Origin of the sequence: Hymenobacter sp. B1770 (assembly GCF_049896385.1) — a bacterium.
GTDB lineage: Bacteria > Bacteroidota > Bacteroidia > Cytophagales > Hymenobacteraceae > Hymenobacter.
Genome location: NZ_JAFCUF010000026.1, coordinates 1 through 1,553, shown reverse-complemented (window position 1 = coordinate 1,553; position 1,553 = coordinate 1). Strand labels below are relative to the sequence as shown.

Here is a 1,553-nt window from a genome sequence, read left to right as displayed (position 1 = left end):
TGAGGCCGCCACCGGCTTTTGGCTCAACGGCCAAAACCTCAAAATCAAGGGCGTGTGCCTGCACCACGACGCCGGCGCCTTGGGCGCGGCTGTGCCGTTGCGGGCCTGGGAGCGCCGCCTCGAGCTGCTTAAGCAAGTCGGCGTCAACGGCATCCGAACGGCCCACAACCCGATGGCCCCGGAGTTTTTGGACCTCTGCGACCGGATGGGCTTCCTGGTGCTCGACGAAACATTTGACACCTGGACGGCGGCCAAGAACCACGCCGAGCAGGGCTACAACCGGCTTTTTAAGGATTGGTGGCGGGCCGACACCCGCGACATGGTGCGCCGCGACCGCAACCACCCCAGCGTGGTGCTCTACAGCGTAGGCAACGAAATACGCGACAACCTGGACAGCCCGGCGGGCTTTCAGCTGTACAAGGACCAGCAGGACCTGGTGCACCAAACCGACCCGACCCGCCCGGTAACCATGGCCCTGTTCCGCCCGGGGCAGAGCAAGGTGTACGAAAACGGCTTCGTGGAAACCATGGACGTGGTGGGGCAAAACTACCGCGACGCCGAGTTGGTGGCCGCCCACGAGGCCAAGCCCACGCGCAAGGTCATCGGCACCGAAAACGGCCACGAGCTGCCCGCTTGGCTCTTCCTGCGCGACAAGCCGTACCTGGCCGGGCAGTTTTTGTGGACGGGCTTTGATTATCTCGGGGAAGGCACCTGGCCCGAAATTGCCAACGGCCAGGGCTTGTTCGACCGCACGGGCGGTTGGCGCCCCGTGGGCTACCAGCGCCAAAGCTGGTGGAGCGAAAAACCGATGGTGCGCCTCGTGCGCAAAGCCGAAAACGCCGGCGCCGGCGAGTGGGTGGCCAACTGGACGCCCACCGACTTCGACACGTACGACGACGCCAAGGTGCAGGTGTACAGCAACTGCGACGAGGTGGAGCTGTTTCTCAACGGCAAATCCCTGGGCACGAAGCCCAAGCCCGCCGACGATGCGCCCCGTGCCTGGGACGTGACGTTTGCCAAGGGCGCCCTGCGCGCCGTGGCCCGCAACCGAGGCAAGGAAGCTGCCGCCGACGAGCTGACCACCGCCGGTCCGCCCGCCCGCCTCGTGCTGAGCACGGACCGCCCGCGCCTGGCCCACGACTGGGACGACGTGGCCTACGTCACGGCCCGCGTGGTCGACGCCAACGGCGTGCTCTGCCCCAATGCCGACCTGCCGGTCACTTTTCGCGCAAGCGGGCCGGGCGCGGTCGTGGCCGTCGACAACGGCAACATCGCCAGCCACGAGCCCTACCAGGCCCTGGCGCGCCAAGCCTACCAGGGGCAGTGCATTGCCATCGTGAAGGCCAACGCCCCCGCCGGCAAAATCACGCTCAGCGCCGCCGCGCCCGGCCTCGCCCCGGGCACGCTGACGCTGGACGCGGCGCCGGCCCGCACCAAATAAGGCCGCGCGGTTTCATCCCCCTTCCCGCCTCCGATTCCCCCAAGCCCCATGCACTACCTGCCCCACCCCGCCCGCTACCACGACATGCCCTACCGCCGCTGCGGCCGCAGCG

The 1,553-nt window shown here is 67.9% G+C and carries 1 protein-coding gene; it reads left to right on the top strand.

Annotated features, from left to right (window positions below; translation table 11 throughout):
* Positions 1-1,441: glycoside hydrolase family 2 TIM barrel-domain containing protein (locus ACP7AJ_RS21175; RefSeq protein WP_426062227.1), on the top strand; the 1,441-nt coding region annotated here is incomplete at its 5' end.
* Positions 1,442-1,553 lie beyond the last annotated feature (112 nt).